The organism is Psychrobacter sp. PSi21 (genome assembly GCF_054960615.1).
The window spans coordinates 1-24,596 of sequence record NZ_JBHNYR010000027.1; the positions used below are offsets into that span (position 1 = coordinate 1).

The window sequence follows — 24,596 nt, forward strand, 5'->3', positions numbered from 1 at the left end:
GGTGAATTATTAATAAATAGCTGCTTGGCGGCTGATGAACAACGCCATCGAGCCGTTGGTGCTATACAGTATCTAACCGCGATGCTGAGTAGCGTTTAAACCGACTGAAACCATCAATAATACATGGCAAATAGGTTAGTTTGGCAACCTACTGACAGCACTAAAAGGCAACACCTCAGTGCTACCTTCAAATTGTTACTTGCCGCGTCAGTGTGATGTTTTTCAATATGGCGCAATACTTCATAAAGTTATTAAACATGATTGTCACAAAATATAATCACCAGCAGTCGCTTGAGACAATAATAAAATACTATAATCGACTCACATCAATAACTGTCATACTGAATCATAAATGGAGCTCATATCGAGAATTGAACTCGAGACCTCTCCCTTACCAAGGGAGTGCTCTACCGCTGAGCTATATGAGCATATTTTAGATAACGATCAGGTTATACTAAAAAAAATATCACGAGACAGTTTGATTAGTAACTGCTAGTCGTGATGATTCAATATTAACTGCTAGTCGATGCTAAACTGTTGGAGCGGGTGGCGGGAATCGAACCCGCGTCATTAGCTTGGAAGGCTAAGGTGTTACCATTATACCACACCCGCACATCGTATCTGGCGCAGAATATAGCTTGGCGCTATGACAAACTTTTAAAAAATATGGTGGTGGGAGAAGGATTCGAACCTTCGAAGCTTTCGCGACAGATTTACAGTCTGTTGGGTTTGACCGCTCCCCAATCCCACCTTAGGTTACTTTGAAAGAAATGGTGCCGACTGCCGGGATCGAACTGGCGACCTACTGATTACAAGTCAGTTGCTCTACCAACTGAGCTAAGTCGGCTTGTTTCTTCAAAGTGGGGTGTATCATACCAAATATTTTTGAGAACGCAAGCCCTATTTTTATTTATTTTTCATTTTCTTCAAATAAATTTTTAAATTTTTGATTTTTATCATTTTTTTATTTTAAAAAAAACGCTGCCATTGTGCGGCAGCGTAGTTGTTACAGACGCATAGGGTTTGCGCTTAGCGAATACGCAGGCCATCACAAGCCATTTTCACCGCTTTGACCAGTGCTAAGGCTTTTTTATTGGTTTCATCCCACTCCGCTTCGGGCACTGAGTCAGCAACGACGCCCGCCCCTGCCTGTATATGTATCTTGCCACGGCGCATCACCGCCGTGCGAATGGCGATGGCGGTATCCATGTTGCCGTTCCAGCCCAAGTAGCCAACCGAGCCGCCAAAAACAGTACGGCGCACTGGCTCCACTTCATCAATGATTTGCATGGCGCGGATTTTGGGCGCACCAGAGAGCGTACCTGCAGGAAAGGTGGCACAAAAGACATCCAATGCGTCCTTGTCTGCTGAGACAGTGCCCTCAACGTTAGAGGCAATGTGCATCACCTGCGAGTAACGCTCGATAAACATCTTTTCGGTGACTTTGACACTGCCGTATTCACAAACGCGGCCAATGTCATTGCGGCCGAGGTCAATGAGCATCAGATGCTCAGCGATTTCTTTGGTATCTGCGAGCAGCTCTTTTTCTAAGGCTAAGTCTTCGGCTTCATCAGCGCCGCGTTGCCGCGTACCGGCTAAGGGCCGTACGGTGACTTTACCCTCCTCAACCCGCGAGAGAATCTCAGGAGACGCCCCAATGATGTCAAAGCGCTTGTGATCATCGAGCGTATAGCCGTGTACCAAAAACAGATACGGCGATGGGTTTAAAAAGCGCAGAGCGCGATAGACAGCCAATGAGTCGCCTTGATAGTCGGCGGTCAAGCGCTGAGCTGGCACCACCTGCATGACGTCACCTGCAAGGATGTAATCTTTGATTTTTTCGACGTCAGCACAGTATTTGTCTTTGCCAGTTTGTGAGACAAACTTGGGCGTGGGCATGATGGGCGCGCTCAAATCTGGCATTTCGGCCAATTTGTCTTCTATTTTTTCCAGCTCACGAATCGCGGCTCCATAGCCATCATCGTTGTTGCAGTCGGCATAGACAATGATCGATAAGGTGTTTTCAAGATTATCAAACACGATAACGCTCATCGACAGCATCAGCCACATATCAGGCAATGTCATGGGGTTTGGCGCATCGGACTGACCGACACTCGGCTCGATGACGCGCACCATGTCATAACCGAAGTAGCCGACAAGGCCACCACTGAAGCTGGGCAGTGTTGGCACCTCTTTAGTGGTTGGCATTTTATAATCTGCCATCAATTCACGAATATAGCCAAAGGGGTCTTTGATTTGCTCGCTGTCGATATTATTGTCTTTTTTGACCGTCATCATTGAGTTGCTGTACTGCAAAATCAGGTCACTACCCAGACCAATCATCGAATATCTTGCCCAACGCTCACCACCAACCACCGATTCAAACAAATAGGCAGAGCCGCTTAAGTCACGTACTTTTGAGAAAACAGAAACGGGGGTCTGCGCATCCATCAGACGCTTTTTTATAAGGGGTGCATGGCTAAAGCCTTGTTGTTTAAAGGCTTTATATTCTTCAAAGGTCATCATAATAGAGAGTCTCTTAGCACAAATTGGCAAAAGATGGTGATTATTACAGGTGGTAAAAAGCCCGCCGCAAGTCAGCAGCGGGCTTGTCTGTATGGGGTGCGGTGTTCACTATCAGGCTTGCCAGTATAGCAAAACTGATACGCATTATGACAGCTTAGCGCAGGTCTGGTATCTGTTTCATGCAGATTGATACTGCCAAATACAACGATAATAAACCAAGCGCGCATATGCCGCTCATCTTTACATTGTGCTTATATCAAGCACCCATGTTAAACAGCCATAACGCCAGTCCAATAATGATAATGGCGACAAAGACCCAAATAAACCAGCCACCACTGGATTTTTTCTCACCGCTATCGGTACTGGCGGTAGCAGGATTACTCATCTCTTGGGTTGCAGCGTTGTTGCCAGCGGTGCCCAAATCGGGCTGTTGACCCAGCTGAGTGGTGCCTGAAAACTGCGAGGTAGCCGCTTCTTTGGCACGCAGAACGTCTGGATCTGCTTCTTCTTGTAGCTCGGTTTTTGTGGTTTTGTCGTGTGGGTCATGCGCTGTGTCAGCAAGCTGTGGTTCAGGCTCAGCAATAGGCTGTGGCTTAACAGTTGGCTCGACAGTTGAATCAGTAACTGGCTCACTAGTCGGTTCAGCAGCTACCGTGGATGACACTGGTTCTGATGGGGTGTTTTCGACCACCGCCTCTTCTGCTACAGGTTCGACCGTCGCATCAATCACTGGCGCGTCTTGCGGCAGCGTATCTACGGTATCGGTATCAGCAGCAGGGGCGACCGTGCTAAGCGCTGCGTCTTCGCTCAGATGATTGCTGTCGGTATCCTGTACTGGCGCATCAATGACCGTTTCGTGAGACGTGTCGATACTGGTATCGGTAGGATGATGATCGGTTGTCACTGGCACAGCATTTGATTCATCGTCCGTCATAGGCGCTGGCATCACTTGGAAAGCAAAGCTAGCAAAGGTTACTTTGTCATCGGTACCAATGTGCTTGGATTTGTTACCTTCAATGCGTGCATCGTTGACAAAGGTGCCGTTTGAGGAGTCCAAATCTTTGACATAAAGTTCGCCATTGAGCACACTCAGTACCGCATGATTGCGTGAAACTTCTTTGCTACCGAGTACCACGTCATTATCATTACCGCGGCCAATTGACAAGCTGTCGCTGATGGTCAGCTTGAGATCGCCCAGCACATCGGTCAGCGCGCTAAGTTGCCATGTCTCGGCAGTCATTGTGTTCAGAGTGGTATTGTTATTTGAAATATCATTGTCCATTGGTTTGCTCCTTGATTTATTCTTTGGATCGTTATCTAGGGTCATTGTTGTCTAGGATCATCGTTAAGCAGTGATTATCATAAAACTGTCATATATCTGTGGCATCATTTAGGCTAAAAAATTCTCATATGGCCTTGCGTGCTATCAAACGGGGCGATTATAGCAGCTGGTCACATGCCTGTTTGTGCTCATTGCAAGGGTAAAAATGATGGCTTTATCACGCCGTGCAGCTGGCCATACGGGATATTCAATACTGGCATACCATAGGCATGAGGGCTGATCGCATATAGTGAATAGCGCATATCTATGCCTTTTTCGGTCAGCGTGATGTCATCACTAAGCATAAAGGGCCAGCTTTTTTCATAGTCGGCAGGGTCGTCAGCGACGGTCTTGACCCACTGCTTGTAGGCTTGTTTGGCCAATGCTTCAAAGCGGGCTTTTTTACCGCGCACTAGCATATCATTGAGGGTGACTGGCTGTTTGGTGCGGTGGTCGAGTATCAGGTATTCGCTATAAGCCATACCATGCGCGCCACCTGTAAAGGTGTAGCTGTTGATATCAAACAGCTCAAAGGTGTTAATATGCCCCAAGTATTGAGGCGTGACCATCAAGTTATAGGTCATAGCTCGGTTATCTGGCATGTCTTCAAATGAACTGCTGACAAAGGCATCTAGGGCGGCTTTGACTGCCTTACTACTGGTATCAGGGTTGACAGGCGCTTCACTGGGTTCGGCGTTAACCACAAAACGGTTGATACGCTGGTTCGCAATCTGGTTGACCCAATCTTGGCTGGTATGTAGATATTTGATTTCAATCTCTGGGCAATTATTATTGGTGGCGCAGCGCTCTTGAATGGCCGTTGGTATACTATAGTCAAGATATTCGGTACTGCTGATAAGGCTGCTGGCCGCAGCGGGTAGACTCATCATGCCCATCATGAGCGAGCCGCCAAGTAGGCTGAGCGACCGCTGGTCGCATTTTTTTAGGCGACGGCTGGGCATTTTTGACTGAGCATTGCTATCAGATGACGTGAACCATGACATATGGCTTCCTTATAAGTATTCGATTTTAGTATTCTATCGCAACCATCCATCGCTATTGTTGGAACACTGTTTGTGTTTTTGAATACCTTGTACGGCGATTGTCCCGCTAACCCTCGCCTTTTACGTTATTTTCTATGTGGCAGCATGGATACAGCCATGGTGCGGTATCAAGCATGATGCCTGTCATCGTAAAACCCAATCGTCGTGTTAGCGCGTCCATTTACCCTATCCTGACTGACCCTCTATAAGGCTACTATGACCCCACTTATTTTTCATAATCCCAATTGCGGTACCTCACGCAACACACTGGCTTTGATGCGTGCCTCTGGTGAAACGCCCACTGTCATTGAATACCTAAAAACGCCGCCCACACGTGAGTATTTGGTCACGCTGCTGGATATGATGGACATTTCGCCGCGTGAGCTGCTACGCCAAAAAGGCACGCCTTATGACGCGCTAAACTTGGGTGATCCTGCGCTTTCAGACGAAACATTGATCGATGCGATGATCGCTCATCCTATTTTGATCAACCGCCCTATCGTGGTGACGGATAAAGGGGCGCGGTTGTGCCGACCTTCAGAACGGGTACTGGCGTTGCTCGACTATCCAATGGCTTATTTTCAAAAAGAAGATGGCGAGACCATCCACTATGAAACGCATGATGCGGCAGCAAGCGAGCCAGATTTACCCCATGTTGCCCTTGAACACCTCCGGCCCATTGATACGCAGGCATTATGCCGCGCTGATGATCCGCAGCACCCACCAAAAATCTTAATCTTATACGGCTCGTTGCGTGAGCGCTCGTTTTCGAAGCTGGCGGCATTAGAGGCGGCGCGGTTGCTGCGCTGGTTTGGCTGTGAGGTGCGTCTTTTTGATCCAGCAGGGCTACCCTTGCCTGATGCGACAGAGACCGACCACCCCAAAGTACAAGCGCTGCGCGAGCTGGCGCAGTGGTCTGAGGGAATGCTGTGGGTCAGTCCTGAGCGCCATGGTAGCATGACCAGCATCATGAAAGCGCAAATCGACTGGATTCCGCTGGCGCTCGGCGGCGTGCGTCCCACGCAGGGTAAGACGCTGGCGATAATGCAAGTCAATGGCGGCAGCCAAAGCTTTAATACGGTCAATCAGCTGCGCATTTTGGGCCGCTGGATGCGGATGATCACCATCCCCAATCAGTCTTCGATTCCCAAGGCATTTTTGGAATTTGATGATCAAGATCGTATGCGCGTGTCGCCTTTGTATAGCCGCGTGGTGGATGTCTGTGAAGAGCTGGTGAAGTTTACTTGGCTGACCAGAGGAAAGTCTGCTTATCTGACCGATCGCTACTCAGAGCGGGTCGAAGATGTGACTGAGGTGGCGGCGCGCGTTAACCAAAAGACGCTTTAGCTTTTTATTATTGTTGCAGATAAAGGCAGTTTGATGTTGGCATTGATAATTTTTGTGGTGACGCTGGTACTGGTCATCTGGCAGCCCAAGGGCTTGGGGATCGGCTGGAGTGCAATGGGCGGCGCGCTCGTTGCCTTGTTGTGTGGCGTGGTGCACGTGGCAGATATCGCCACGGTCTGGGATATCGTCTGGGATGCGACGTTTACCTTTGTGGCGCTGATTATCATCTCGCTTATCTTGGATGAAGCGGGATTTTTTGGCTGGGCGGCGCTGCACGTGGCGCGCTTGGGCGGCGGCAACGGGCAGCGCTTGTTTCCGATGATTGTTGTGCTTGGGGCATTGATTGCCGCGCTGTTCGCCAACGATGGCGCGGCGCTATTGCTCACCCCGATTGTCATTGCCATTTTGCTGCGCCTTGATTTTCCTGCCAAATCAGCCTTTGCCTTTATCATCGCCACAGGCTTTATTGCCGATACTGCCAGCCTGCCACTACTGACGTCCAACTTGGTTAATATCGTCAGTGCCAATTACTTTGATATCAGCTTTAGCCGTTATGCTTTGGTGATGGTACCAGTGAATATCGTCTCGGTACTGGCCACGCTTATCGTACTGTGGCTCGCTTATGGGCGCAGTATCCCCCGGCACTATGCGACCAAAGGCCTTAACGCGCCGATGTCCGCCATCAAAGACAAGCTGGTATTTTATACTGCCTTTCCACTACTTGGGGTGTTGCTGGCCGCCTACATGGCGACAGAAACACTGGGACTACCCATTTCACTGGTTACTGGCCTTGCTGCGCTGCTGCTGATGGCCATCGCAGGGCGCTGGTGGCGCGCAGGAAACGGCGCGCAGGTATCAGTACCCGATGTCCTGCGCCGCGCACCATGGCAAATCGTGCTGTTTTCTATCGGTATGTATTTGGTCGTCTATGGGCTGGGCAATGCAGGCTTGACTGAGTATGGTGCCGCGGTACTGGGCTGGCTGGGACAGCAAGGTGATGTCGTTGCCACTATTGGCACTGGCTTTTTGTCTGCGCTGGTGGCCTCGATTATGAACAATATGCCCTCAACACTCATTGGGGCGCTGGCGATTGATCATGCACAGGTGTCGGCGCATACTCGTGAGCTGATGATTTATGCCAATGTGATTGGCAATGATTTGGGGCCAAAACTGACCCCGATTGGCAGTCTGGCCACCTTGCTGTGGTTGCACGTATTGGCAGAAAAAGATTACAAGATCAGTTGGGGACAATATATGAAGATCGGTGTGCTCATCACGCCGCCTGTGCTGCTGGCGACGCTGTTGGCATTGGTGTTTTGGCTGCCGATGCTTGCCTAGTGCGCGCTGTCGATGCGCACTAAGCTTTCACAATGTAGCTTAGATCAGTGGGCGGCGCAGCAGGTGTCATCCGTAAAATGAAACAGTGCTGCGTTGTTGACGGTCAAAATCTGCGTGACCAGCGCCGCATCATTGGCAATGGTTTTAAAGGTAGCGAGCGCTTTGGCAAAACCCACCTCATGTTGCGTATGCGGCCAGTCACTGCCCCAAATCAAACGCTGATCCATACCGCGTGCGCGCAATAACGCCAATGCCTCAGTCGCGTTTTGTACGCCGTTATCATCGCCCAATCGGTAATAAGCCGATACTTTAACCCAGTGCTGCGCTGGATCAAGCAAAGCCAAAACCTGCTGATACTCGGCATCCTGCACGCCTTTTTTGGGATCAAAGCGGCCAAAATGGTCAATCACCACATCCAGATCATACGCCTTAAGCACAGGCAATAGCTGCAACAAATAATCAGGAGCGGCGTGGATCTCAACCTGCCAGCCCAACTGCGCAATCCATTCTAAAAACCGTTGCCACGACGGCTCAGTCAAGTCTGGGCACGGCTTACCAAATAAATTCAGCCGCGCCCCAATGATGCCTTGTTCATTGAGCTGATGCAGCGCTGCTGCATCAATGTGTCTATCAAGCACTGCCACACCCTTGAGGCGCTCAGGATAAGCGGCAATCGCCGCCAGCATATAGCGGTTATCCGTACCCAAAAAGCTGGGCTGAATCAGCACCCCTTTATCAAAGCCATTGTCATCAAGTTGCTGGATATAATCTTCGACCGTGACCGTATACTGGGGGGTATAGCGCGCCTTATCGGCAAAATCTACTTTATGGGAAAACACATGCGCGTGAGTATCAATGTAGTGCATAAAAATCCTTTCTTATTATTAAAATACCAGTTGAATGAGTAATGTGGCCAGCAAACCTGCACCAACACCAATAGGAACTGCCTTGAACAGTAGCGCATTGAGTAATTTGTCTTTATCCACATCGGCAGGTGATGAGCCCAATATCAAGCTGCCCCCTGACGAAAAGGGTGATATCGATGAGCTTTGCGCGCCAACAATGATACAAACGAATAGCAGGAGCGGATTGAGACCAGAAGCAGCCGCAAGCGTGGGCACCATTGGGAATAGTGCCGGCGCAACCACCCCAAGGGTACTGGCGAACACCGACATGATGGCACTGATGACAAATACCAAGATCGGTAGCAGCCAAATCGGCACATTGGTGCTCAGCCACGTGGTCAGCTCATCAATCACTCCCACTTTGACCCCAAGGCTGATCAGCATGCCCACGCCGCAAATCATAATGAGCGTGCTCCATGGCACCAAGCTGATGACCTTTTTTTCATCGCCCAGTTTTAAGAACAGGCTGATGATGGCAAAGAAAATAGCGATAAAGCCGATATCAATACGCGCATTTAAAAACTGAATCATCTCCACATCTGGCAGCAATAGATTCAGAATCGGCACGATTAAGACAATCGACATCATGACAAAAATCAGCATGATCGATTGTTTTTGCTTATGGTCAAGTGGCTCAGGGCGCGCCGCATCAATCGCGGTTTTGTTATGACGGGCGTTAAACAAGCTGTAAATGGCCAGTACCACGACTGGAATCAAAAACGTCGCTGCAAAAATCCCTGAAGAATAGGTAAATGCGGTGTCTGTTACCACGCCTGAGCTGTCCATCAACCCACGAAAAATCACCCCACTTTGGGAAGTCATGAAGTTGGCACCCGCGAGCGCCCCGTAATTCACGGCTAAGGCAGCGATGACGATGTTCATCTTGGTTTTTTGGCACAGCAGTAGCGTCATGGGTGCCATAAAGGCCAACACGGCGTAATACCCTGCGCCCAGTCCAGAGATGATCGTCGCTACGATAAAGATCACCAGCGGCAATAGCGCTGGAAAATTGCGGCATTTATAAATCAAGTGACCCGAAAGCTTTTCAAATGCATCGTTGGCCAAAGAAAAGTTATAAAAGAGCGTGACTGCGAGGATGATAAAGAAGATTTTGATCGGCCATAGCGCAATGACGTCAGAGGCTTTTAGCCCCATGCCAAAGCAGCCGATGAGATATGAGAACACAATGGCAAAAAAGCCAATGTTAATTTTGGTCTTATAACCCAGCACTATTGAGATGATAATAGCGCCTAAAATATAGAAAGTCATGTCTACTCCTTGACCTTGACTGTGTGCAAATTCGTATAAACATACATATGAATCTTGATACTCATCAAAAGATATTTTCTCGTCTTTGTCAATCAATGATTCCATTGTTTTATTTTTAGACTATTGTTCATTAAAAAACCGATTCCTATAATCATCATTTCTGAGATGAATAAGGGAAAACCTTTTAAAAAATGACAATACTTGTTATGTTTGTAAGGATATGCTGGGTTAACATGATAATTGCAACATTGCGCACTGAAAGGCTGGTTTCTAAGCAGTATCAGCAAGATTTGCCAGCAGAATACTGTCTATCACTGATTAATGAAGAAAACCATATGGAAAACTTTGCAAAATTTAAAATGCCACGCTACGAGCAAGTGCGCTGGCACATTCAATCACTACTGACGGCCAAACAGTGGGACAAGGACACGCCGCTACCAACTGAACAAGAACTTGCTAATGAGTATAATGTATCCGTAGGAACCGTACGAAAAGCGGTCGAAAAACTGGTCGAAGACGGGGTTTTGATCAAGCAGCAAGGACGCGGGACTTTTTTAAAGCAGCCTGATTTTGAAGCCTCGCTATCACGCTTTTTTAAGTTTCGGGATAAGGACGCCAGTTACGTTACCCCTATTGGCGTGGTAAAAGAGGTCAAGGTTGTCACTGCTGATGACGCGATTAACGCCAAGCTAGAGCTGAGAAAAAACCAAGCGCTGATTTATCTTGAACGTGTACGCATCGTCGATGATAAGGTTATCTTGAGCGAAAAAGTCTGGTTGCCAAAAACCATGTTTCGCTCGTTCGCCACCATGGCGCCCAGCGATTTTGGCAACTTGCTGTATCCGTTTTATTATCAGCAGTGCGGGCAGTTTGTCTCTTCAGCAGTTGAGACGCTGTTTTTTATCAAAGACCATGCCGACCCCTATCTGGGTAACGACAAGAGTGAAAATCTGGTCAAGGTCTGCCGCATCGCCAAAAACCTAAAAGGTGAGCCGATTGAGTACCGCGAATCTTATGGCTTGGCAGAACGCTTTAGCTATGAGATCACCATCAACTAGACACTGCTCATCTAACGTCTAGACTGCCACCCTACTCCATCTATCACAGCTGCACGGGCGTGCCTTCGGTTGAGAAGGCAAAGCCCTTGTTGCTAAAGTTACCGATCATCACCGCTTCAATCACAGGTTTTACGCTGTCATCTACCCCTTCAACCTCAATGATAAAGTTCGCGCCTGAGCCGCCTTGGTCTTCTTCTTTTTCGACGATGTAATTGAGCGTGGCCATCGCGGGCAGCTCAATAGGACGGTCGGTATAGGATTTGATAAAGGTGCCATCAGTGTCGTAATAATCGATCTTGTTGATATACAGCGACTTACTCAGCGAGGTGTTGCGCACGCTGAGTGTGGCTGACAGCAATACCTTGCGGTTGTCACTGTCGGTATAAATATCGGAGTAGATGGGCACATAAAAGGATTGCTTGTAGGTAAAGGTGCTGCGATCCACATCTGAGGTGACGGCAAGCTCTTCGATAGGGTCTTGCTGATCCTTTGATAGCATCACATTGGGGTCGTCCATTTTTTTATCACAGCCTGCGCACAGCAGGACAGCAGCAATGGATAAGATAGACAGGCAGTGCTTGTTCATAATGTCTCCTATACAGCTATGAGTGGCTGCAGGTCTGTGTCACTCTGCTTTGTGTCACTTGGGTCAATGCACCTTCACCCCAACACTGCGCAAAAACTGATTGATATGCTTATTGGCCCCGTAGACCACCAGTATATCCCCATCTTGCAGGATTTGCTCAGGCATAGCCAGCCCTTGAATACTGGGCTTGCTTTGGGTACGACCAAAGCTGTCTTGGTAGTGCTCATAGCGCATGGTGCTGAGCAGCTTGATGTCGAAGCGTTGCTCCAGCTGCAGCTCGCCAATGCCTTTGCCAATCAGAGTGGCTGGAATGCTGATTTCGACCATACTAAAATGGTCGCTCAGCTCAAAGGAGTCAACAAAGTGATGTAATGACAGACGCTTGGCCCAGCGGCTCGCGGCTTCTTTTTCAGGATAGATGATGTCATCTACCCCAATCGCTTGCAGCACTTTTTCATGCAGCGGATTGATGCTACGACTGATCAGCCGCTTGGCATTTAAGGTTTTAAACAATGCCGAGACCATCACGTTTGCGCCTTGGTTTTCCCCAATAGCCACAATCACGATATCGGTATCAACGATGGGCAAACCTGTAACCGTATGCTCGTCGGTCGCATCCATACAAATGGTATGCGAGATGACCTCTTTGTAGGTTTCTACCTTTTGCATATTGCTGTCCACGGCGATCACTTCATGACCTTGGCTGGTCAGTGCGGTGGCGAGTGACGAGCCAAAGTTGCCCAATCCTACGACGATATATCTCATAATGTCTCTTTAAAGTGGCACTAGATGCCGCATAATCAGTTGATGGTAATCTCTTCGGTCGGATAACGATAGTTGCGCGGGCGCACGTCTTTGAGCAGCGCGATGATGAGGGTCAGCATGCCCACACGGCCGACAAACATAATCACCGAGACCACAAGCTTGCTAAACGTGGACAGATCCGAGGTCAAATTGAGACTCAAGCCCACCGTACTGTACGCTGAAAAACACTCAAAAATCACTTTGATCAAATCCAGCTCTGGCTGATGATAGCTGATCAAGGTCACACCCGTACCAATCACCAAAAACGACAGCCACATGATCGAAAATGCACGGCGGATAGAGATGTCAGCGATTTCACGTTTGAATATCTCTACTTTAGACTGTCCACGCGCTAGGCTCAAGGTATTGAGCAGCGCAATAGCAAAGGTACTGGTCTTGATACCGCCGCCTGTTGAGTTGGGCGATGCCCCAATCCACATCAAAAATATCGTCAGCATGATGGTCGGAAAGGCCAACGCGCTCATATCAATGTTATTAAAACCTGCGGTTCGCGGCGTGGCAGCAGTAAACAGCCCCGCCACCAGCTTGCCCATAAAGCTGGTATGATCGGCAAGTACGCCGTTATATTCAAACACCATCACCCCAATCAGACCCGTCAACAGCAGCGCCCCTGAGGTAATCAGCGTGATGCGGCTATTGATACTGAGCAGCCACGGCTGATAGTGATAGCGCTGATCGTTACGGTACAGCAAACGCTCTACGCTGTGGCGCAAATAACGCAGCAGATTGACCACAATCACAAAACCCATGCCGCCAAACAAAAAGGTCGCCGCAATGATCAGCTGTAGCGGGTAATTAAAACGCAGCGCCTCATCATATAAGCCTGCGCTAAAGGTCGAAAAACCCGCATTACAAAAGGCGGATACCGCGTGAAAAACAGCAAAAAACACCCGCTCAGAGAAGCTCATATTGGGCAAATCATAAATGCTCACAAAGATCAGCGCCGCCGCTAACGCCTCGATGCTAAAGGTCACGTACAAAATGGATTTGAGCGTGGTCACCACATCACCCATGCGCCGTGAATGGGTCATCTCACCGATGCTCAGCTGCGTCTCGTAGCTGACCCCGCCCTTAAAAAAGTAGCTAAAATAAGTCACAAAGGTCAAGATGCCAAGGCCGCCAATCTGAATCAGCCCCATAAGGATCACTTGCCCAAAAGTCGTAAAATAGGTCGCGGTATCCACCACAATCAGCCCCGTCACACAAACAGCACTGGTCGCAGTAAACAGCGCATCGACAAAAGACAGCGGCTGGGTGGTGGCATTGGGCATCATCAGCAGTAACGCACCGACCAATACTACCGATAAGAAACTTAAAATAAAAAACTGGGCAGGGTTTAAAAAGGCGCGGCTGAGATTGAAGTCATTATCCGAGATTTCCCGAATAAAGGTGACAAACACCGCAATCTTGATGGCAATAAAGCCATTGGTCGAGACGGTCAAACCCGATGTGATCAGATCAAAAAAATGCAGCAGGAGCAAGACCACGATTGCAATACTGGTGAGCAAATCAAAAATGGCGACTTTATTGACCACCAATGGTGTTTTGGTACGAACATAGCGCGCCGCTGTCGCCACAAAACCCAGCAAAATAATCAGCAGATAAAAAAGATGAAACCCATTTTGTAACCACGGTTTTAAGGTAAAGCCACTGTCTACCAGTGCAACCCCTACCCCGATAACACTGATCACAATGGTGGCTTTATTTAACAACCGATATGGTATGGCTGCATGCATAACCTGAGCCTATTTCAAAAGACATAATCACAGCAAGCAGCGCTGCATTAAGCACCCTAAACTGTGCACTATCGTAAGCGATGATAAGGGCTGCTATTATGAACTTTTTTGGGCAACGGTGGGCGTTATTTTTGACTGCCGCGCCCAGCCAGATTTGTCTTTAAAAACATTTTGTTAGCGGCACTCAGACATCAGGTGATACATAATTTGTGACAATATCACTGGCGTGAGTAGACGGCTTTTACGCCCTTATTGATGATAAAACCCCACCATAACAAGGGTTATGATGGGTGCTAGCTTGAGTGTCGCGAGACCTTTATACTTACCAATGCGCAGGCTGATCGTGGACGGCTGTGTTAAGAATGTGGCTGGCTGCGACTGATGGTCACACCAGTAAAGCCAAACCCCAAGGTCAATAACAGCGACAGATAACAGAAAAACGCATACGGCAAATAATCAAGCACAGGCACGCCAAGCGCTTGCGAGATAAACACCCCGCACACGCTCCACGGCACCAATGGGTTGATGACCGTACCCGCATCTTCAATGGTGCGCGAGAGGTTTTTGGGATGTAGATGCAGCCGCTCAAACGTGGCTCGAAACGCCGTTCCTGACAGCAGGATACTCAAATACTGCTCGCCGATCAGCACATTGATACTCAGCGCGCTCATCGCTGCTGCGAAAATCGCCCGTCCTGAGCTGGTCAGATTGTCTCTGATACCCGCCAGCAGTGCTGGCAAAATGCCCAAAGCACTGAGCAAACCGCCCAGACTGAGTGCCAAAATGACGATACCTTGAGTAAAAAACATACTCTGCACGCCGCCACGCGACAGCATGCCGCCAACCTCGCCCAAATCAAGCGATTCAGCTGGCTGATAACCCGCAAAAAAATAGCCGCCCAACTGCTCAAGGCTGGGCATACTGTGCATATACGTGATGACCAGCGCGGTGATAATGGTACAAACAATGGTATAAATCGCATTGACCCGAAATACCGCCAGCCCCACCAATACCGCAAACGGCAGCACCGAATAGCCATGCACCAAGCCGCTATCAATCAGCTGCGACTGTAGTACCGTCACTTGATCGAGATTGCTTATGGTGGTTTGTCCTGAAAAAAACCAAAACAGCATCACCGTCAGCGCCCAGGCAGGCACCGTGGTATACATCATATTACGAATGTGCTCAAACAGATCAATGCCCACCACTGAGGAGGCGATGGTACAGGTATCTGATAATGGCGACATCTTGTCACCAAAGAACGCACCTGACACCACCGCACCTGCCGCAATGGCCACATTGGCATCAAACGCCTGACTCATCCCGATAAAGGCCACCCCAAGGGTAGCAGCGGTAGTCAAGCTGCTGCCCAGCGCAATCCCAATAATGGAGGTCAAGATAAACGCGGAAATATAATAAAACTGCGGCGATATCAGCTCAAAGCCAAAATACATGATGGTCGGAATAGCCCCCGACATCATCAATGCTGCCACCATCAAACCAATAAAGAAAAACAAATAAATCGCGCCAATACCGCGCATCACTCCTGAGGCCATTTGTGCTTGTAAATCCTCAAAGCTAAGACCTTTAAACAAACCAATCGCCAGCAGTACGCAAATGACCAAAAGCAGTGATAAATGCGGCACCCAGCCAAAGCCAATCATGGTAACACCCATGATGGCAATGACCAGTGCGGAAATCAGAAAAGCAAATTTTGGAGAAAACTGGGTTAATATTTTGGGAGGCATAACACGTCCTTATGTTGCCAGCCAAGCCTGATGCTTAGACCATAAAATCCAGATGAAACCGACGTATTACGACGCTGCCTTGCTCTGCAAGTCATCCGTCTTTGCTGCCATAATAAAATCATTGCGATGTAAACCTTTGATACTGTGCGACCACCACGTGACCGTCATTTTGCCCCATTCTACCAAAATACTGGGATGATGCCCCTCCTCTTCTGCAATCTGTGCCACACGGTTCGCCATCTCCATAGCGGCGGCAAAGTTTTTAAAACGGTATTCGCGCTGCAACTGTTTGATACCATCGACGGTAATCAGCGACCATTCTGGCAGCTCGGTCAATAAATGCTGTGCTTGCGCGTCACCAACGGTGGGTGCGTCGATACGGCAGGCTTCGCAGCTCGCTTGTGATAATTCGCTCATAACAGACTCCTAATAAAATAAATGCGTAAAGAGATAATTGAAAAAATAAATGAATAGACATGTTGGTCAGTCAATAACCGCACATCACAGCGCGCAGCAGCTTAGCGATTCGCGCTGATAACAATAATGTATGCTGATATAAAGGCACTAAAAGGCTTGTTGCAAGGCTTGTTGCAACGCCGCGATCAAACGCTTGAGGTGCGCTGCGGGCGGACAGTCTCATCAAACAGCCCCAGCGACATCGCCTGATGTACCACGCTCATGATGTCGCTATTGACGATATCAAACAGGGTGTTGATATCATCAAGGACATAATAAATGGGCTGAATCTGATCGATGCGATACGGCGTACGTAGTACATCAAGCAGCTCAAAGGGACGATATTCTGGTTCGCCGCTGAGCGCATAGAGCGTTTCCGAGGGTGAGCTTAATATGCCGCCACCATAAATACGGCACGCATCCTCACGTTGTCCCACCAAACCAAACTCAATGGTAAACCAATACAGACGCGCCAAAAACAGGCGCTCAGCTTTTGTGGCGTCCACACCAAGCTTGCCATAAGCCTCATTAAAGGTCGCAAATGCAGGATGGGTCAGCAGCGGACAATGACCGACGATCTCATGGAAGATATCAGGCTCTTCGATATAGTCTATGTCTTCGGGGCGGCGGATAAAGGTCGCCACAGGAAAGCGCTTGTTGGCCAGCAAATTAAAAAACTTACCAAAGCTGATCAGCGCGGGTACGGCTGCGGTCTGCCATCCAGTATGCGCCTCTAGCACCGCATCAACATCGGGCAGTTGGGCGATATGGGTACGGGGCAGATTAAGGCGCTCCAGACCATCAAGATAGGCACTACAAGCACGATTGGGAATATACTCAGCTTGACGCGCCAGCAGTGCTTGCCACATGGCATGCTCGTCAGCCGAGTAATCGATATAGCCTCTGTCATCGATTTGATGCGAGAGATAAGGCATTTTTTGAAAAGCGCTGCTGTCCATGCGGGCTATCCTTCTATTTTGGGGGATGTTTATCGTAAGACGGCGTGATGTTTTACGCTGATGACCATCGCGATTGGCAATACAGCTTCCTGCTGCATTGCCATCACTATTTACCATACTTACGAAGCGGTTTCGGCTTCTAAATGATCGAGGGCGCCGCGGCGTACTTGGTCGCGTTCCATCGACTCAAACAAGGCTTTAAAGTTACCCTCGCCAAAGCCTTCATCGCCTTTACGCTGGATAAACTCAAAGAACACAGGCCCCATGGTGGTTTCAGAAAAGATTTGCAGCAGCAAGCGCGGCGTAGGATTGTCCCCATCGCCACTGCTACCATCGAGCAAGATACCGCGCATTTGCAGCGCTTGGACATCTTCGCCATGATTGGGCAAGCGCTCACTCAGCATCTCATAGTAGCTGTCGTTTGGCGCGGTCATCAGTGGTACGCCAGCGGCTTTGAGCTTATCAATACTGTCCAATAAGTTGTCGCTCAGCAGCGCAATGTGCTGGATACCTTCGCCATTAAACGCCATCAAAAACTCTTCGATCTGACCGCCGCCCTGCTTAGACTCTTCGTTGAGCGGAATACGGATTTTGCCATCTGGCGCGGTCATGGCCTTACTGGTTAGGCCCGTGTATTCCCCTTTGATATCAAAGTAGCGAATCTCACGAAAGTTAAAAATACGCTCATAAAAATCGGCCCAATAGCTCATGCGGCCACGGTAAACATTGTGCGTCAAGTGATCGATGACCTTAAAGCCGTGTCCAGCAGGGTGCTTGTCCACATCAGGCAAATATTCAAAGTCGATATCATAAATAGCGTTGCCATCGGTAAAGCGTTCAATCAAGTAAATCAGACCACCACCGATGCCTTTGATGGCAGGGAGCTTAAGCTCCATGGCTCCTGTTGGCACGTCTACCGCCTGAGCGCCCATGTCGATGGCGCGTTGATAAGCCTGCTTTGAGTTGGCCACGCGAAAGCCCATGCTGCACGCACCTGCGCCATGCTCTTGGGCAAAGTAGCTGGCGGGGCTTTTGGGTTCACGGTTTAAGATAAAGTTGATGTCGCCTTGGCGATACAGCGCGACGTCTTTTGAGCGGTGGTTGGCAATGTGAGTAAAGCCAAGCTGGGTAAACAGCTCCTCAAGGGCTTTGGGTTCGGGCGCGGCGAATTCGACGAATTCAAAGCCTTGTAGTCCCATTGGGTTATCAAACAAATCTGCCATGTCTATCATCCTTAATAGTTATTTACGATAAATGTTGAGTCAATACCTCCGATTGACGATATATTTATAGTAAAGTAGCTTTATTTATAAGACTAATTGTTTTTTTTAATTTATTTATCAGGATTTCTTATGAATATCAGTATTCGCCAGCTGACCGCGTTTATCGAAGTCGCTGACAATGGCAGCTTTACCCGTGCCAGCGATCAGATGTATTTGACCCAATCAGCAGTCAGTGGCCTAATCAAAGAGCTAGAATCAGGGCTGGGTATTGTGCTGTTTGACCGCACCACCCGCCAGCTGTCGTTATCGAGCGTCGGGCGGCATTTGCTGCCACAAGCCAGACGGGTGCTCAATGAGATGCGACTGTTTGAAAACGAGGCCAGCAGCCTGACCAGCCTTGCGCAAGGTCAAGTGCGGCTGGCGGTATCACAGTTTGCCGCCTCCTCCATGCCAGCTGTGGTGGCGCAGTTTGCCAAGGCATATCCTGATATCAGCGTCTCCTTGCTTGATTGCTCCGAGGAAAACATGCCGCAGCACATCCAAAATATCGAGGTGGATCTCGGCGTGGGCGCAGAAGGCGGGGTTATAAACAGTGAAGATGACATGCAATCAGACTTGCTGTATCAGTTGCCGTTTTGTGTGGTGATGCCTGACGATCATCCGTTGGCAGACTGTACCGAGGTGACATGGACACAGCTGATGGACACGCCGCTGATTACCTTGCAAGGGCCATTTATTGAGCAAGTGACTGCAGAGCTTGATGATGCCATTGCCGCGCATATCTTGCAGGCGCGCTACAAAGTCAACTTTATGTCCACCGCGCTTGAGATGACGCGGCAAGGCTTTGGCATTACCTTGTGTTTGCCGTACATGCCTGAGGTGATTGATTGGGTGGCGGCCAATGGGCTGCAGATGCGACCTTTGGCACAGCCGATCAAGATGCGTCAGTTCTTTATTTATCAGCGCGCTTCACGGGCGCTATCGCCTGCCACTATCGCCTTTAAACAGTTTTTGCAAGATTATTTTGAGCGCCACTCTTATGCGCTGCAGAGCAAGCGCCTACCTTAACGTTTTTTGGTGATAATCACGCATTAAATGCCGCTTGCACGCATCTTCAGATTGAGTTCGGTTACAATCTGGTTTATGCTTTTTGACGGCTGGACCTCTCTTTTTCTGTAAGGAAATACAATGTTTGAAAGTATCGATCATTATGCTGGTGACCCGATTTTAGGGCTGGTAAGTCAATTTCTCGCCGACAGCAACCCCAACAAAGTCAACCTTGGTATCGGCGTCTATTACGACGAAGCGGGCAAAATGCCTGTGCTTGAGTGCGTAAAAACCGCAGAGCAGCGTATCGCTGATCCCATCTCGCCGCGTCCGTATCTGCCGATGGAAGGCTTGGCAGGTCATCGCTTAGGCTGCCAAGAGCTACTATTTGGCAAAGACGCGCCCGTGTTGCAAGAAAAACGGGTCGCCACCATCGCCACCATTGGCGGATCAGGCGCGCTAAAAGTGGGGGCTGAGTTTCTCCATCAGTGGTTCCCGCAGTCAAAATGCTACGTGAGCGACCCAACATGGGGCAACCATATTGCCATTTTTGAAGGTGCAGATGTCGAAGTCGGCACCTATCCCTACTATGACAAAGCCACGAGCAGCGTGCGTTTTGATGACTTGATCGCCTTTTTCAAGACGTTGAATAAAAACGATGTGGTTCTGCTGCACCCTTGCTGCCACAACCCAACCGGTATGGATTTGACCCATGCCCAGTGGGATCAGCTCCTTGACGTGGTACAGCAACAACAACTGCTGCCCTTTATGGATATCGCTTATCAAGGCTTTGGCGAAAACATAGACAGCGATGCCTACGCCATTCGTAAAGCGGTCGATATGGGTTTGACGCTGTTTGTCAGCAACTCATTTTCTAAAAACCTATCGCTCTACGGCGAGCGTGTTGGCGGTCTGTCTGTAGTTTGCCCCACCCCTGAAGAAGCCGAGCGCGTCTTTGGTCAGTTGACCTTTGCCGTACGCCGTATTTACTCAAGCCCACCATCACACGGCGGTCATGTGGTCGATATCGTGATGAACGATGACGCACTACATGAGCAGTGGATCGGTGAGGTGTATGCCATGCGTGATCGCATCAAAGCCATGCGTCTGAAGCTAAAATCAGTGCTAGAGGCGACCATTCCTGATCGTAACTTTGACTACCTCACCCAGCAAAACGGCATGTTCAGTTTCACGGGGTTGAGCCCTGAGCAAGTTGAGCGCTTGCGTACCGAGTTTGCCATTTACATGGTATCCAACTCCCGTATGTGTGTCGCAGGTCTAAACGTCAATAACATCGATTATGTCGCCAATGCCATGGCTGCAGTGCTTAAAGACGCCTGATAGTGTCCTAACTGTTGACGATAGCTGTTGACGAGAGTTATTGACAGAGGCGTGATTAAAAACCTTTTTGTCACCATGTTAAAAAAGCTGAGCCGATGCTCGGCTTTTTTTGTTGCTGTTTTTTATTTTTCACGGCAAATGCCTTGCAATCTGTTTGGAGATAAATTACATTATTTGTAAATAGTTAATTATAACGTAATTATAATCACAGTTATTAAAACCATAGTTATTAAAACCAATTTTGCAAGGAGCATCCCATGTCAACGACTGACAATAACCCTATCGCCAGCTTTATCGAAGTGGCTGCCGATTCTGATTTTTCTATTCATAACCTACCGTATGGCATCTTTAGCACAGGCGCTGACAACCATCGCCGCGCAGGTGTGGCCATTGGTGACCAAGTTCTCGATTTGGCCGCACTTGAGGCCGAAGGACTACTGACGCTAACAGGCGGGTCTTACTTTGATCAATCGACGCTCAATGCGTTTATTGACTCGGGTCAAGACAACTGGACTAAGGCGCGGCGCGCTATCCAAAACCTGCTCTCTAGTAACTGTGCCACGCTACGTGATGATGCGGCGCTGCGTGACAAGGTACTGCATGCCCAGTCTGAAGTCACCATGCACATGCCTGTACACGTGCCCGGTTATACCGATTTTTATTCCTCCAAAGAGCACGCTACCAATGTGGGCACCATGTTCCGCGACCCAAACAACGCATTACTGCCCAACTGGAAAGAGATGCCCGTCGGTTATAACGGACGCGCCAGCACCGTGATCGTCAGTGGCACTGACATCATCCGTCCTACAGGTCAGCTCAAACCCAGCCCTGATGAGCGCCCTATCTTTGCCCCTTGTAAACGCCTTGACTTTGAGCTTGAAACCGCCTTTATCGTGGGCAAACCCAATAACATGGGCACGCCGATTGCGATTGATAACGCTTGGGATCATATCTTTGGTATGGTGCTGTTTAACGATTGGTCGGCGCGCGATATCCAAAAATGGGAATATGTGCCACTTGGCCCCTTTAATGCCAAAAGCTTTGCTTCTGCCATTTCGCCGTGGATCGTCACTATGGAAGCCTTAGCGCCCTTTGCCACTCCTTGCCCTGAACAAGACCCCAAACCACTGGCCTATCTGCAAGAGCGCAAAACAAATAACAGCTTTGATATTACTTTGTCAGTTGCCCTACAGCCTGAAGCGGCGACCGAGCCCACCGTGTTATCGACCAGTAACTTCAAATATATGTACTGGTCAATGGCGCAGCAGCTGACCCATCACACCATCACAGGCTGTCAAGTTGAAGTCGGCGACTTGATGGGCTCGGGCACCATTTCTGGTCCAACACCAGACACCTACGGCTCGATGCTGGAGTTGGCATGGAACGCAACCAAACCGATTGCCATGAGCAATGGAGAGACACGCAGCTTTATTGAAGATGGCGATACCGTCATCATGACAGGCTACGCGCAAAAGGACGGTATGCGCGTGGGATTCGGTGAAGTACGCGACAAAATCTTGCCCGCGTTGGACTTTTCGTTTGCAGAATAAAACAAGACTGTCATCACCCATTTATCAAAAGGATATTGATAATGAGCTTTAGTATTGAACAAATTCATCATGTGGCTTATCGCTGTAAAGACGCCAAAGAGACCGTCGAGTGGTACAAAAAACATTTGCACATGGACTTTATTTTGGCGTTTGCCGAAGACCATGTACCCTCTACGCATGCGTTTGATCCCTACATGCACATTTTTTTGGATGCAGGACATGGTAACGTCTTGGCGTTTTTTGAGTTGCCGCATCAGCCTGAGATGGGCGCTGACCCTAATACCCCAGACTGGGTACAGCATTTAGCGCTCAAGGTCAAAGATCGTGATACCCTGATGGATGCCAAAGCTCATTTGGAGGCGTTAGACGTTGAGGTGATCGGGGTGACCAATCATGGGATTTTTCACTCTATTTACTTTTTTGATCCCAACGGTCACCGCCTAGAGCTGACCTATGATGATCCGACCTCAGAACAAAAAGTAGCGATGATTACCGATACCATCAAGCAAGACATGCTTGATGAGTGGAGCAAAACCAAGCGCGCCCCGAATCACACCCATTTTTTGCATAGTGAAGAGCTGGCTGAAGCGAAAGAGATGGCACCAGCAGGTGAATGATGCAGTCTATACTGCGTGCCAGACCACCTAAGTATTGGGGTTGGTGGCATTGGTACTGGCGATGATGTGATGACGCTGCAAGATATTGACGATCTGCGTTACGACCTCATGCTGCTGATCCATGGGCAACTGCTGCTCAGTACCAATAATGGTGATGGCGTACTCTAATGCATGGTTTAGCGCGGTCGTTATATCGTAATGAGCGACTGTCAGACTGTCAGGGTTAGGCGGCGTGGCTATCGGCGGTAGTAATACAGGCAAGGTAATGGCGTTGATACCCGCCAGCATATCGCCCGTTACCGTGGCATAGCCTTGGGTGCAAATCACGCGTTGATGCTGTATCCAATCTCGCCATTTTTGCTGTAGATCCTCTGTATCAGTAGCCTTACCGCTATTTTGCCATTCATTTACGATCAGCGGCTTTACCACCGCTTCAGGCTGATAGCTGGCAAACAGCTGACCAGTGGCCGAGGTGGTCAGCGGCATACGTGACCCAATACGGGTGATGATGCTGATGGGACTGTCTGGCTCGATAGAGCCGATGATGATGGGTCCTTCGCTAAACCATTTGGCAATTTGCACGCCGCACTGTAGGGTGTCTTTGATCGCCGTTGCTGCCGTTAGCAAACGATCGAGGAGGTGCGGCTGAGTCAGCTGGCCCTGCCCTAACGCGTCAAGACGCGGCCCCAGCCCGTAGCGTCCATCGTCAAGCTGACAGGCATAGCCCTTACGAATCAGGCTGACCAAGTAGCGGTGCGCTTTTGCAGGGTGCATGTCCATTACTTGGGCGATGTCTTTTAGCATCATCGGCTCATGATGATCGATGAGGACATCAAAGATCGACAGACCGATCTCTAGTGACTGCACGCCACCTTGGAGCTTATTTGTGGAGGAGGCATTCATAGCGGATCATACCTTTGATACTAAACAGTAAACGGATTGTGAATGATGCTGATTATATACACAATCGCAAGTCTTTGATACTGATTCAAAAATGGGATACCAACTGGTTTATCTCCCTTTTTTATTTAATGATAGGTTACCAAGGAGCCTCTTATGATGACGCTTTATAATTATTTTCGTAGCAGTACCTCTTACCGTACACGCATTGCCATGAACTTAAAAGGCGTTGGGTATGACTACGTTGCGGTCAATCTGGCGCAAGATGTGCAGCTAGAGAATGACTTTATCGCCATTAACACGCAAGGGCTGGTACCGTTTTTGGTCACTGATGATCTGAGTCTGGCGCAAAGCCCCGCCATCTTGGAGTGGCTTGAGGAGACTTATCCAGAGATGCCACTGTTGCCAGCGGACGCGGCAGGACGGGCGCAAGTACGTGCGCTGAGTGCGATGATTGGCTGCGATATCCATCCGATTAACAATCGGCGTATTTTACAGTATTTGCGCCATGAGTTGGCAGCGGACAAAGTAACGGTACAGGCATGGTGTCAGCGCTGGATCAGCGAAGGGTTTGCGGCTTTAGAGGCCATCTTGGCTGCTGACAGTACCCGAGGCAACTTTTGTTACGGTGATACGCCAACGTTTGCGGACTGCTATTTGATCCCGCAGGTGTCATCAGCACGACGTTTCGGGGTTGATTTGACACCTTACCCTATCATCGTCGCCATCGATGCACACTGCCGCACTCTAACAGCCTTCCAAGACGCCGATCCGGCGCATCAGCCTGATGCGCCAAAATAA

General features: G+C 49.1%; 21 protein-coding genes, 4 tRNA genes and 1 pseudogene. 9 read left to right on the forward strand and 17 right to left on the reverse strand.

All coding sequences use genetic code 11. The features are described from left to right. Positions 1-353: 353 nt before the first annotated feature. From ACFI32_RS13985 to ACFI32_RS14015, 7 genes are all read right to left on the reverse strand, one after another. Positions 354-428 (reverse strand) — tRNA-Thr (locus tag ACFI32_RS13985). Positions 429-538: 110 nt separating this feature from the next. Further along, positions 539-612 (reverse strand) — tRNA-Gly (locus tag ACFI32_RS13990). A 55-nt stretch (positions 613-667) separates the two neighbouring features. After that, positions 668-751: transfer RNA gene (locus tag ACFI32_RS13995), tRNA-Tyr, on the reverse strand. A 20-nt stretch (positions 752-771) separates the two neighbouring features. Then, positions 772-847 (reverse strand) — tRNA-Thr (locus tag ACFI32_RS14000). Positions 848-1,029: 182 nt separating this feature from the next. Beyond that, positions 1,030-2,526 carry an anthranilate synthase component I gene (gene trpE / locus ACFI32_RS14005; protein WP_462627232.1) on the reverse strand — a complete coding sequence of 499 codons (1,497 nt, stop codon included), beginning with the start codon at positions 2,524-2,526 and terminating at the stop codon, positions 1,030-1,032. Between the two features lie 256 nt (positions 2,527-2,782). After that, positions 2,783-3,808: an FHA domain-containing protein gene (locus tag ACFI32_RS14010; protein WP_462627233.1), complete on the reverse strand. Its 1,026-nt coding sequence runs from the start codon at positions 3,806-3,808 to the stop codon at positions 2,783-2,785. Between the two features lie 188 nt (positions 3,809-3,996). After that, the gene (locus tag ACFI32_RS14015; protein ID WP_462627234.1) at positions 3,997-4,851 is read right to left on the reverse strand and encodes a DUF3298 and DUF4163 domain-containing protein; all 855 of its coding nucleotides are present in this window, start codon (positions 4,849-4,851) and stop codon (positions 3,997-3,999) included. A 255-nt stretch (positions 4,852-5,106) separates the two neighbouring features. Here ACFI32_RS14015 and arsC point away from each other — a divergent pair. The 3 genes and pseudogenes from arsC to ACFI32_RS14030 form a co-directional block, all read left to right on the forward strand. Continuing rightward, positions 5,107-5,496: pseudogene (arsC, locus tag ACFI32_RS14020) on the forward strand (arsenate reductase (glutaredoxin)); the annotation flags it as partial. Continuing rightward, the gene (gene arsH, locus ACFI32_RS14025; RefSeq protein ID WP_462627259.1) at positions 5,494-6,237 is read left to right on the forward strand and encodes an arsenical resistance protein ArsH; all 744 of its coding nucleotides are present in this window, start codon (positions 5,494-5,496) and stop codon (positions 6,235-6,237) included. The pseudogene arsC and the gene arsH, both read left to right, overlap by 3 nt. A 33-nt stretch (positions 6,238-6,270) precedes the next feature. Then, complete coding sequence (locus ACFI32_RS14030) at positions 6,271-7,575, forward strand: arsenic transporter (protein WP_462627235.1); 1,305 nt, start codon at positions 6,271-6,273, stop codon at positions 7,573-7,575. Positions 7,576-7,619: 44 nt separating this feature from the next. Here the strand turns inward: ACFI32_RS14030 and ACFI32_RS14035 are convergent, their stop codons facing one another. Together ACFI32_RS14035 and ACFI32_RS14040 are read right to left on the reverse strand one after the other, a co-directional pair. Next, positions 7,620-8,441 (reverse strand): amidohydrolase family protein, encoded by an 822-nt coding sequence (locus ACFI32_RS14035; RefSeq protein ID WP_462627236.1) that lies wholly within the window; start codon positions 8,439-8,441, stop codon positions 7,620-7,622. A gap of 18 nt (positions 8,442-8,459) precedes the next feature. After that, on the reverse strand, positions 8,460-9,749 hold the full coding sequence (locus ACFI32_RS14040) for an SLC13 family permease (RefSeq protein ID WP_462627237.1): 1,290 nt from the start codon (positions 9,747-9,749) through the stop codon (positions 8,460-8,462). A 335-nt stretch (positions 9,750-10,084) separates the two neighbouring features. Between ACFI32_RS14040 and ACFI32_RS14045 the strand changes: the two genes are divergently transcribed. Continuing rightward, entirely contained in the window at positions 10,085-10,807 is a 723-nt protein-coding gene (locus ACFI32_RS14045; protein ID WP_462627260.1) for a GntR family transcriptional regulator, read from the forward strand. A 43-nt stretch (positions 10,808-10,850) separates the two neighbouring features. Here the strand turns inward: ACFI32_RS14045 and ACFI32_RS14050 are convergent, their stop codons facing one another. The 7 genes from ACFI32_RS14050 to hppD form a co-directional block, all read right to left on the reverse strand. Continuing rightward, the gene (locus ACFI32_RS14050; protein WP_462627238.1) at positions 10,851-11,393 is read right to left on the reverse strand and encodes a DUF3124 domain-containing protein; all 543 of its coding nucleotides are present in this window, start codon (positions 11,391-11,393) and stop codon (positions 10,851-10,853) included. 63 nt (positions 11,394-11,456) lie between these two features. Further along, a complete protein-coding gene (locus ACFI32_RS14055) occupies positions 11,457-12,158 on the reverse strand; it encodes a potassium channel family protein (RefSeq protein ID WP_462627239.1) in 702 nt (233 codons plus the stop codon). A 35-nt stretch (positions 12,159-12,193) separates the two neighbouring features. Beyond that, positions 12,194-13,954, reverse strand: coding sequence for a TrkH family potassium uptake protein (locus tag ACFI32_RS14060; RefSeq protein ID WP_462627240.1), 1,761 nt, complete (start codon positions 13,952-13,954; stop codon positions 12,194-12,196). 356 nt (positions 13,955-14,310) lie between these two features. Then, on the reverse strand, positions 14,311-15,702 hold the full coding sequence (locus ACFI32_RS14065) for a Na+/H+ antiporter NhaC family protein (RefSeq protein WP_462627241.1): 1,392 nt from the start codon (positions 15,700-15,702) through the stop codon (positions 14,311-14,313). 66 nt (positions 15,703-15,768) lie between these two features. After that, the gene (locus ACFI32_RS14070) at positions 15,769-16,119 is read right to left on the reverse strand and encodes a 4a-hydroxytetrahydrobiopterin dehydratase (RefSeq protein WP_462627242.1); all 351 of its coding nucleotides are present in this window, start codon (positions 16,117-16,119) and stop codon (positions 15,769-15,771) included. A gap of 185 nt (positions 16,120-16,304) precedes the next feature. After that, on the reverse strand, positions 16,305-17,117 hold the full coding sequence (gene phhA / locus ACFI32_RS14075) for a phenylalanine 4-monooxygenase (RefSeq protein ID WP_462627243.1): 813 nt from the start codon (positions 17,115-17,117) through the stop codon (positions 16,305-16,307). Positions 17,118-17,236: 119 nt separating this feature from the next. Next, positions 17,237-18,340 (reverse strand): 4-hydroxyphenylpyruvate dioxygenase, encoded by a 1,104-nt coding sequence (gene hppD, locus ACFI32_RS14080; RefSeq protein WP_462627244.1) that lies wholly within the window; start codon positions 18,338-18,340, stop codon positions 17,237-17,239. A gap of 129 nt (positions 18,341-18,469) precedes the next feature. Between hppD and ACFI32_RS14085 the strand changes: the two genes are divergently transcribed. The 4 genes from ACFI32_RS14085 (at position 18,470) to ACFI32_RS14100 (ending at position 22,895) form a co-directional block, all read left to right on the forward strand. After that, positions 18,470-19,408, forward strand: a complete 939-nt coding sequence (locus ACFI32_RS14085) for a LysR family transcriptional regulator (protein ID WP_462627245.1) — start codon at positions 18,470-18,472, stop codon at positions 19,406-19,408. Positions 19,409-19,528: 120 nt separating this feature from the next. Next, positions 19,529-20,728, forward strand: a complete 1,200-nt coding sequence (locus ACFI32_RS14090) for an amino acid aminotransferase (RefSeq protein ID WP_462627246.1) — start codon at positions 19,529-19,531, stop codon at positions 20,726-20,728. A gap of 257 nt (positions 20,729-20,985) precedes the next feature. Then, the gene (gene fahA / locus ACFI32_RS14095) at positions 20,986-22,278 is read left to right on the forward strand and encodes a fumarylacetoacetase (protein WP_462627247.1); all 1,293 of its coding nucleotides are present in this window, start codon (positions 20,986-20,988) and stop codon (positions 22,276-22,278) included. A 41-nt stretch (positions 22,279-22,319) separates the two neighbouring features. After that, positions 22,320-22,895 carry a VOC family protein gene (locus tag ACFI32_RS14100; protein WP_462627248.1) on the forward strand — a complete coding sequence of 192 codons (576 nt, stop codon included), beginning with the start codon at positions 22,320-22,322 and terminating at the stop codon, positions 22,893-22,895. A gap of 27 nt (positions 22,896-22,922) precedes the next feature. Here the strand turns inward: ACFI32_RS14100 and ACFI32_RS14105 are convergent, their stop codons facing one another. After that, positions 22,923-23,798, reverse strand: coding sequence for an IclR family transcriptional regulator (locus ACFI32_RS14105; protein WP_462627249.1), 876 nt, complete (start codon positions 23,796-23,798; stop codon positions 22,923-22,925). A gap of 156 nt (positions 23,799-23,954) precedes the next feature. Here ACFI32_RS14105 and maiA point away from each other — a divergent pair, with 156 nt between their 5' ends. Beyond that, the gene (maiA, locus tag ACFI32_RS14110) at positions 23,955-24,596 is read left to right on the forward strand and encodes a maleylacetoacetate isomerase (protein WP_462627262.1); all 642 of its coding nucleotides are present in this window, start codon (positions 23,955-23,957) and stop codon (positions 24,594-24,596) included.

Coding starts and splice junctions, on each gene's coding strand:
- trpE (WP_462627232.1), bottom strand. CDS start 2,526: ATGATGACCTTTGAAGAATATAAAGCCTTTAAACAACAAGGCTTTAGC.
- ACFI32_RS14010 (WP_462627233.1), bottom strand. CDS start 3,808: ATGGACAATGATATTTCAAATAACAATACCACTCTGAACACAATGACT.
- ACFI32_RS14015 (WP_462627234.1), bottom strand. CDS start 4,851: ATGTCATGGTTCACGTCATCTGATAGCAATGCTCAGTCAAAAATGCCC.
- ACFI32_RS14030 (WP_462627235.1), top strand. CDS start 6,271: ATGTTGGCATTGATAATTTTTGTGGTGACGCTGGTACTGGTCATCTGG.
- ACFI32_RS14035 (WP_462627236.1), bottom strand. CDS start 8,441: ATGCACTACATTGATACTCACGCGCATGTGTTTTCCCATAAAGTAGAT.
- ACFI32_RS14040 (WP_462627237.1), bottom strand. CDS start 9,749: ATGACTTTCTATATTTTAGGCGCTATTATCATCTCAATAGTGCTGGGT.
- ACFI32_RS14045 (WP_462627260.1), top strand. CDS start 10,085: ATGGAAAACTTTGCAAAATTTAAAATGCCACGCTACGAGCAAGTGCGC.
- ACFI32_RS14050 (WP_462627238.1), bottom strand. CDS start 11,393: ATGAACAAGCACTGCCTGTCTATCTTATCCATTGCTGCTGTCCTGCTG.
- ACFI32_RS14055 (WP_462627239.1), bottom strand. CDS start 12,158: ATGAGATATATCGTCGTAGGATTGGGCAACTTTGGCTCGTCACTCGCC.
- ACFI32_RS14060 (WP_462627240.1), bottom strand. CDS start 13,954: ATGCATGCAGCCATACCATATCGGTTGTTAAATAAAGCCACCATTGTG.
- ACFI32_RS14065 (WP_462627241.1), bottom strand. CDS start 15,702: ATGCCTCCCAAAATATTAACCCAGTTTTCTCCAAAATTTGCTTTTCTG.
- ACFI32_RS14070 (WP_462627242.1), bottom strand. CDS start 16,119: ATGAGCGAATTATCACAAGCGAGCTGCGAAGCCTGCCGTATCGACGCA.
- phhA (WP_462627243.1), bottom strand. CDS start 17,117: ATGGACAGCAGCGCTTTTCAAAAAATGCCTTATCTCTCGCATCAAATC.
- hppD (WP_462627244.1), bottom strand. CDS start 18,340: ATGGCAGATTTGTTTGATAACCCAATGGGACTACAAGGCTTTGAATTC.
- ACFI32_RS14085 (WP_462627245.1), top strand. CDS start 18,470: ATGAATATCAGTATTCGCCAGCTGACCGCGTTTATCGAAGTCGCTGAC.
- ACFI32_RS14090 (WP_462627246.1), top strand. CDS start 19,529: ATGTTTGAAAGTATCGATCATTATGCTGGTGACCCGATTTTAGGGCTG.
- fahA (WP_462627247.1), top strand. CDS start 20,986: ATGTCAACGACTGACAATAACCCTATCGCCAGCTTTATCGAAGTGGCT.
- ACFI32_RS14100 (WP_462627248.1), top strand. CDS start 22,320: ATGAGCTTTAGTATTGAACAAATTCATCATGTGGCTTATCGCTGTAAA.
- ACFI32_RS14105 (WP_462627249.1), bottom strand. CDS start 23,798: ATGAATGCCTCCTCCACAAATAAGCTCCAAGGTGGCGTGCAGTCACTA.
- maiA (WP_462627262.1), top strand. CDS start 23,955: ATGACGCTTTATAATTATTTTCGTAGCAGTACCTCTTACCGTACACGC.